The organism is Sphingomonas sp., from assembly GCF_051962185.1.
Lineage (GTDB): Bacteria > Pseudomonadota > Alphaproteobacteria > Sphingomonadales > Sphingomonadaceae > Sphingomonas.
The window spans coordinates 1-7,193 of the sequence record NZ_JBQCCN010000347.1; the positions used below are offsets into that span (position 1 = coordinate 1).

General features: G+C 64.5%; 8 protein-coding genes. 7 read left to right on the forward strand and 1 reads right to left on the reverse strand.

What is annotated here, in order from left to right:
• Nucleotides 1-115 precede the first annotated feature (115 nt).
• Nucleotides 116-1,528, forward strand: a complete 1,413-nt coding sequence (gene astD / locus ACTHJR_RS21035; RefSeq protein WP_440525377.1) for a succinylglutamate-semialdehyde dehydrogenase — start codon at nucleotides 116-118, stop codon at nucleotides 1,526-1,528.
• 948 nt (nucleotides 1,529-2,476) lie between these two features.
• Here astD and ACTHJR_RS21040 read toward each other — a convergent pair.
• The gene (locus ACTHJR_RS21040; protein ID WP_440525378.1) at nucleotides 2,477-2,704 is read right to left on the reverse strand and encodes a hypothetical protein; all 228 of its coding nucleotides are present in this window, start codon (nucleotides 2,702-2,704) and stop codon (nucleotides 2,477-2,479) included.
• Nucleotides 2,705-2,993: 289 nt separating this feature from the next.
• Between ACTHJR_RS21040 and ACTHJR_RS21045 the strand changes: the two genes are divergently transcribed.
• From ACTHJR_RS21045 to ACTHJR_RS21070, 6 genes are all read left to right on the forward strand, one after another.
• Entirely contained in the window at nucleotides 2,994-3,179 is a 186-nt protein-coding gene (locus ACTHJR_RS21045; protein ID WP_440525379.1) for a hypothetical protein, read from the forward strand.
• A gap of 82 nt (nucleotides 3,180-3,261) precedes the next feature.
• Entirely contained in the window at nucleotides 3,262-4,050 is a 789-nt protein-coding gene (gene cobA / locus ACTHJR_RS21050; protein WP_440525380.1) for a uroporphyrinogen-III C-methyltransferase, read from the forward strand.
• Nucleotides 4,047-4,343, forward strand: coding sequence for a DUF2849 domain-containing protein (locus tag ACTHJR_RS21055; protein ID WP_440525381.1), 297 nt, complete (start codon nucleotides 4,047-4,049; stop codon nucleotides 4,341-4,343). The genes cobA and ACTHJR_RS21055 overlap by 4 nt, the downstream gene beginning before the upstream one ends.
• A 232-nt stretch (nucleotides 4,344-4,575) precedes the next feature.
• Entirely contained in the window at nucleotides 4,576-6,210 is a 1,635-nt protein-coding gene (locus ACTHJR_RS21060) for a nitrite/sulfite reductase (protein WP_440525382.1), read from the forward strand.
• A gap of 101 nt (nucleotides 6,211-6,311) precedes the next feature.
• Entirely contained in the window at nucleotides 6,312-6,758 is a 447-nt protein-coding gene (locus ACTHJR_RS21065) for a DUF934 domain-containing protein (protein WP_440525383.1), read from the forward strand.
• Nucleotides 6,751-7,193 (forward strand): phosphoadenosine phosphosulfate reductase domain-containing protein (locus ACTHJR_RS21070; RefSeq protein ID WP_440525384.1); only part of this gene is annotated, 443 nt, incomplete at its 3' end. The genes ACTHJR_RS21065 and ACTHJR_RS21070, both read left to right, overlap by 8 nt.

Consider the following 7,193-nt stretch of genomic DNA (forward strand, 5'->3'; position numbering starts at 1 on the left):
CACCGTCCGCTTCGCGGCCGGTCCCCCTCCCCATCTGTGATGGGGAGGATTTTGCCCACCCAGCTTGCTCTGGAGGAATAGCCTTCTCCCCAAAAATCGGCCAAAGCACGGGCGTATGTCGGCTGAACTCCTTTCCTTCGAACCGGCCACCGGCGCCGAGCTGTGGCGCCATCCGATCGGCGATGCCGACGCCGAAGTCGCGACCGCGCGCGCGAGTTGGGCCGATTGGGCGGCCAAGCCGGTCACGTTCCGCATCGAGACCTTGCGCCGCTATGCCAACGTTGTCCGCGCGCGCTCCGACGCCTTCACCGACCTGATCGCGCGCGAGACCGGCAAGCCGCTGTGGGAAGCCAGGACCGAAGTCGATTCGGTCATCGCCAAGGTCGACATCTCGGTCACCGCCTTCGCCGAGCGCGCCAGCCAGCGCCAGCTCGACGCGCCGATGGGCAGCCGCATGGCACTGCGCCACAAGCCGCACGGCGTGCTGGCAGTGCTGGGACCGTATAATTTTCCCGCGCACCTGCCCAACGGCCACATCGTCCCGGCGCTGATCGCGGGCAACGCGGTGGTGTTCAAGCCGTCGGAGAAGACCCCCGCGACGGGCGCGTTCCTGATCGACTGCCTGCGCGAGGCAGGCGTGCCCGAGGGCTGCGCTCGGCTGCTGATCGGCGGGCCGGCGGAGGGCAAGGCGCTGGCCGGCCATGCCGGGATCGACGGGCTGCTATTCACCGGATCGGCGCGCACCGGCATCATTCTCAACCGCCAGTTCGCCGATCGTCCCGAGAAGATCCTGGCGCTCGAAATGGGCGGCAACAACCCGATCATCGTCTGGGACACGCCCGACCTCCACGCCGCGGCGATCGTCATCATCCAGTCGGCTTTCACCACCGCCGGGCAGCGCTGCACCGCCGCGCGCCGCCTGATCGTCGACCAGACGCTGTACGAGCCGCTGATGGCCGAATTGCTCAAACTCACCGGCCGCCTGATCGTCGGCGATCCGCATGCCGATCCGCAACCGTTCATGGGCCCGGTGATCGACAACGAGACCGCCGATCTGCTGACCGAAAGCTTTCTCGAGCTGATGATGCGCGGCGCCCGCCCCTTGCGGCACATGGAGCGCCCGATCGAGGACCGCCCGTTCCTGACTCCCGGCATCCTCGACGCGACCGAGATGAACGACCGCCCCGACATCGAATTGTTCGGCCCGATCCTCCAGGTGGTCCGCACCACCGATTTCGACCAGGCGATCGCGGAGGCCAACAACACCCGCTACGGCCTGTCGGCGAGCCTGATCAGCCAGAGCCCCGACCTCTACAACCGCTTCTGGGCGAACGCCCGCGCTGGCATCGTCAACTGGAACCGCCCGACCAACGGCGCGAGTTCCGCGGCGCCGTTCGGCGGGATCGGCTGGAGCGGCAACCACCGGCCGAGCGCTTATTACGCGGCGGACTATTGCGCTTATCCGGTGGTGTCGAACGAGGCCGATCAGGCGCGGGCGTCGATCGGGGTGGGGTTGCGGGAGGGGTGAATACAGTTCTCGATCAATGTAGTGATTGATGAACCAGCACAGTACTGCAATCCAAGTATTTCACTTCACTGACTCGTGACTATGTGTCAAACCTTATTCTCAAAAACCCCGCAATTAGCGAGAGGCCAATTCCCCAACATATGATCCAAATCCATCTTACAAGGCGCGACTGAAAAGCGCCGTTTGATGGCATGCGGGTGTTAATCGCGGCAGGCGGCGTATAAGATGTTTTCAGGCTTTTGAACTTCCATTTCCAAGGGTTTTCCGAACCGCACACACCGCAGCGCCTGAATGAAACTGTAAAGAATGGAAAAACCAACCCAATAGTTCTCTTATCCGCAGGAGAAGACCCGCATAATTCGCATCGCCATCCCATAAGAAAAATTATGTCAATTATCCCAAAAGGCAATAAATAGGCATTCCCAAAAGCCCAGAACTCAACAAAAAGTCCAAGTGCAATAATCTGCAGCCCGTAAATTTCCGCGAAAACTACTTGGAAGTTTTTCATTGTTTATCACACCCTAAGTCATAGAGCGGCCCAGTGCTTCCTCCGCCGGTTGCTTCCACACCCGCTGCCACCTGAAGCCCTTCCCCCTCACCCGGCCCTCCAGAAATGCTGCTCTCACCAGGTGAACTACCAATAATCATGTGGTCCCCGCCAAATGCTACTGGCCCAAACTGTCCGTCAACATAACCACCCACCCCACCGGTAAAACCGCCTGAAAGCTCGCGAGTGGCGGTGGCGCCCTTATCATAGCTCACATGTTCAGCCGCACCGCCGCCAAACCCTAGCTTAAGGGTAACAGATAACCCGACGCTCCCGTTTTTCGGGTCCCGTTCCGACGATGGCGGTCGATACAAGAATGGCGCGCGCGAGCTTATGGCCGAACATCGTTCGTCCTCCCCCTGGAATTGAACTGGAAATGAAATGCGAAAGGCGGCCGCGCCTCAGGGCGCGCCGGTCACGTTCACGTTGACACGGTTATCCGCGCGATCGAAGCTGTAGTTCGTCATGACATTGTTGTTGATCGTGCCCGAATGCGCGACCTTCACCAATCGCCCCTTGGCGTCATAGGTGTAATTGACCGTCTCGGACGCTCCGGCCATGCCGGAGGCCATTGCGGCGAGCGCCATCGAACCGGCGCAGACGATCAGCGCCGTAACTAGTCGAGCCATGATTGCCCCCTCGATTCGGAACAGGGCAAAAGCTGTTCCTCATTCTCCTACATAGCAATGGAAACTATTTGAGAAACCAAGAATTTTGGTCCGCTTTGGATGGAATCGATGGAGGCTGACCAAGCCTTGCTGACAGTCTCGCTCGTCTTGCTAGACAATGCCTTCTCCACCACGGAGTCGTAGCCCGTCGCGGACCGCGCCGACTTCGTCCTGGAGACGCTCGGCCTGGCGTGATTTCCCTCTGCGACGAAGCGTGGAACCCTGCGGCGTTTCGCGAATTACGCGCGGTGTGAAGCCCGCCAACGACGTGTCCATTCCTCCCCGTGCCCTCCGCCTGAAGACCGAAGCCGGCAATTGCCTGACCATCGCGGTCGGCAAGGCCGACCCGGCGTTCGCGGCCGAGCTGATCGACGAGGCCGTGCGCCTGATGCGCCGGGCGCAGGAGCTTTCCGGCGCCGCCGCGGGCAAGGACTGACCTTCCGCAAAGTTTCGCTATTCCAGCCAGTAGGAAGCGTCGGTTGCCCGGTCGGCGGCGCCGGCCCATCTGCCCGGGCATCATGGCGACACTTCTCGATCCCAATGCGCGTGGCCGCGTCATCCTGGTCGGTGCCGGCCCCGGCGATCCCGGACTGCTCACCGTTCGCGCGGTCGAGGCGCTGAAGAGCGCCGACGTCGTCGTGCATGACGGGCTGATCGATCCGCGCGTGCTCGACATCGCGCCGGCCGATGCCCACCGCATCTCGGTCGCCAAGCAGCGTAGTCGCCACACCCTGTCGCAAGACGGGATCAACGCGCTGATCGTCGCGCATGTGAAGGCGGGCGCGATCGTCGTCCGGCTGAAGGGCGGCGACCCGTTCATCTTCGGCCGCGGCGGCGAAGAGGTCGAGGCGGTGCGCGCCGCCGGCCTGCCGGTCGAGGTCATTCCCGGCGTCTCGGCCGCTTTGGGTTGCGCGGCGGAAGCGATGCTTCCCCTCACCCATCGCGATCATTCGTCGGCGGTCAGCTTCGTCGCCGGCCAGTGCAAGGGCCTGACCGACCAGGACTGGTCGGGGCTCGCGGGCAAGGGCCGCACGCTCGTCATCTACATGGGCGTCGCGACCTGCCCGGACATCGCCGACAAATTGATGGCCGACGGCGTCGCCCCCGACATGCCGGTGGCCGTGCTCGAAAAGGGCACGCTGGCGGGGCATCGCGCGCTCAAGACCCTGCTCGCCGACCTCGGCCCGATGGTCGAGCGCGAGAAGGTGCAGAGCCCGGCGATCATCGTCGTCGGCGATGTCGTCGAACTGTCCGATGCCGAGGATAAATTGGCCCGGTGGGCGAAGATCGCGGAGGCTGCGGCGTGAAGATTCTGACCGGTAACGATTTGCCGACCGGCGACGTCATCTGGTGGACCGGCAACGGCTGGTCGCGCCATATCGAGGACGCCGCCGACGTCGGCGACCGCGGCGAGGCGATCCTCCATGCCGAGGACGGCGCGTGCCGGGTCAACGGCGGGACGATCATCGATGCGACCGAAACGCCGGAAGGTCCGCGCCCCGCGCACATCAAGGATCGCATCCGCGCTTTGGGTCCGACCGTGCGGCCCGACCTGACGCTCAAGCCGAGTGATCCGGATGCGGGGAGCTGGGTGATATGATCGTCTCGCACAAAGACACGAAGACACTAAGTTTGTTTTCGCGCGGAGGCGCGGAGGGCGCGGACCTGTCCCGCCCGGCTGCGTCAGCAGCCTTTCGTTATTCGCGGGAAAGCGGCGATAGCGCGCTACCGCGCGCGTCCGCTCCCCCCTTCTTTGTGCCTTCGCGTCTTCGTGCGAGCAAAATCTCCGCGCCTTCGCGCCTCCGCGCGAACCAGAACCAGGCGAGCCACTGATGTACCGCTACGACAAATACGACCAGGCGATCGTCGACGCGCGCGTCGAGGAGTTTCGCGACCAGACGCGCCGCCGGCTCGCCGGGCAACTGACCGACGACCAGTTCAAGCCGTTGCGGCTCAAGAACGGTCTCTATCTCCAGCTCCACGCCTATATGCTGCGTGTCGCCATCCCCTATGGCACGCTCGACAGCCGCCAGATGCGGATGCTCGGGCATATTGCGCGCAAGTACGATCGCGGTTACGGGCATTTCACCACGCGCCAGAACATCCAGTACAATTGGATCAAGCTCGAGCAGGCGCCCGATATCCTGGCCGACCTCGCGACCGTGCAGATGCACGCGATCCAGACCAGCGGCGAGAGCATCCGCAACCTGTCGTCGGACCAATATGCCGGCGCCGCGGCGGACGAGATCGCCGACCCGCGCCCATGGGCCGAACTGATCCGCCAGGCGACGACCTTCCACCCCGAATTCAGCTATCTGCCGCGCAAGTTCAAGATCGCGGTGACCGCGGCCGACGAGGATCGCGCCGCGATCCGGCTGCACGATATCGGGCTCAAGCTGGTCAGGAACGACGCCGGCGAACTGGGCTTCGAAGTCTATATCGGCGGCGGCATGGGCCGCACGCCGTTCGTCGCGCCGCTGATCCGCCCGTTCCTGCCCGCCGACGACGTGTTCAGCTATGTCGAGGCGACGCTGCGCGTGTGGAACCGCAACGGCCGGCGCGACAATATCCACAAGCAGCGGATCAAGATCCTGGTCCACGACCTCGGCCATGAGGAATTCACGCGCCAGGTCGAGGCCGAGTGGCAGCATATCCTCCAGAACGGTTCCAACGTGCCGCGTGCGGAATTCGACCGCATCGCCGCGCATTTCACGCCGCCGCCGTTCGAGACCGGCCTCAGCGACGACATCGACCGCAGCGACCCCGATTTCGCGCTTTGGCTCGACCAGAACGTCAAGCCGCACAAGGCGCCGGGTTACGCCATCGTCAACATCAGCCTGAAGCCGGTCGGCGGTATCCCGGGCGATGCGAGCGCCGAGCAGATCGAGCTGATGGCCGACCTCGGCGAGCAGTACAGCTTCGACGAATTGCGCGTGACCCACGGCCAGAACATCGTCCTGCCGCACGTGCGCAAGGCCGATCTCTACACGCTGTGGCAAAAGCTCGACGCGGCCGGGCTCGGCAGCGCCAATCTCGACCTGATCAGCGACATCATCGCTTGCCCCGGGCTCGATTATTGCAGCCTGGCGAATGCCCGCTCGATCCCGGTCGCGCAGAAGATCGCGACGCGCTTCGCCGATCTCGGCCGCCAGCGCGAGCTCGGCGAACTGAAGCTCAAGATCTCGGGTTGCATCAACGCCTGCGGGCATCATCACGCCGGGCACATCGGCATCCTGGGCGTCGACCGTAAGGGCACCGAGAATTACCAACTCCTGCTCGGCGGCTCGGGCGCGGGGGACGCCAGCCTCGGCAAGATCACCGGCCCAGGGTTCAACGAGGACGGCGTGGTCGACGCGGTCGAGCGCGTGACCGACAAATATCTCGAGCTGCGCAACGAGGGCGAACGCTTCCTCGACACCTATCGCCGGGTCGGTTTCGATCCGTTCAAGGAGGCGATTTATGGGTAAGCCCCACATCGTCGCCCCGGCGCAGACCGGGGCCGCTGGAGGCACGGGCCCAGCGCACCGGCCAACGGCCCCGGCCTCCGCTGGGGCGACGGAGATTTCCAATGACTGACCGCCGCATCGCCGTCCCCGCCGACCTGCGCTTCCGCCACGACGATCCGGCGGAAGAGCCGGCAGTCACGCTCGACGCCTTTCTCAACCAGGCCGATTCCTCGGCGGTCAGGATCGAAGCCGGCGAGGACGTGCGCGCCCTCCTCCCGCATCTCGGCCATATCGCGCTGATCGAGATCGACTTCCCGCGTTTCCGCGACGGGCGCGGCTATTCCTCGGCGCAGGTGCTGCGCGAAGCGGGCTATACCGGCGAGCTGCGCGCCACCGGCGACGTGCTGGTCGACCAGATCGACCATATGCGCCGCTGCGGCTTCGACGGTTTCGCGCCCAACGCGCCGATCGACCTGGCGGTGCTCGAGGCGAGCCTCAACCGCTACGATCATCGCTACCAGACCGCCGCCGACCATGCGGTGCCGGTGTGGAAGCTCCGCCATGGGTGAAGCGTTGCGCAAGATCGACATGATCGACACCGGGCCGGCCTTTACCCAGGCCGATGCCGACGCGCTCAACGCGCGTTTCGCCGGGGTCGACACATTGGCGATGCTGAAGGCGTTGTTCGCCGAAGGATTGCTCGGCAACACCGCCGTGGTGTCGTCATTCGGCACCGAGAGCGCGGTGCTGCTGCACCTGGTCGCGCAAGCCGATCCGGCGACCCCGGTGGTGTTCGTCGACACGCTCAAGATGTTTCCCGAGACGCTCGCCTATCGCGACACGCTGCTGGAACGGTTCGGCCTGAGCGACAGCCGCACGGTCAAGCCCGATCCCGCCGTGCTCGCCGCCAGGGACGCGCAGGAATTGCGCTGGTCCTACGACCCCGACGGCTGCTGCGAAATCCGCAAGGTCGAGCCGCTCAAGCGCGCCAAGGCCGGGCTCGA

What these genes read in the sequence shown, in the direction of transcription:
- ACTHJR_RS21060 (WP_440525382.1), top strand. Translation starts at nt 4,576, where the DNA reads ATGTACCGCTACGACAAATACGACCAGGCGATCGTCGACGCGCGCGTC.
- ACTHJR_RS21065 (WP_440525383.1), top strand. Translation starts at nt 6,312, where the DNA reads ATGACTGACCGCCGCATCGCCGTCCCCGCCGACCTGCGCTTCCGCCAC.
- ACTHJR_RS21040 (WP_440525378.1), bottom strand. Translation starts at nt 2,704, where the DNA reads ATGGCTCGACTAGTTACGGCGCTGATCGTCTGCGCCGGTTCGATGGCG.
- cobA (WP_440525380.1), top strand. Translation starts at nt 3,262, where the DNA reads ATGGCGACACTTCTCGATCCCAATGCGCGTGGCCGCGTCATCCTGGTC.
- astD (WP_440525377.1), top strand. Translation starts at nt 116, where the DNA reads ATGTCGGCTGAACTCCTTTCCTTCGAACCGGCCACCGGCGCCGAGCTG.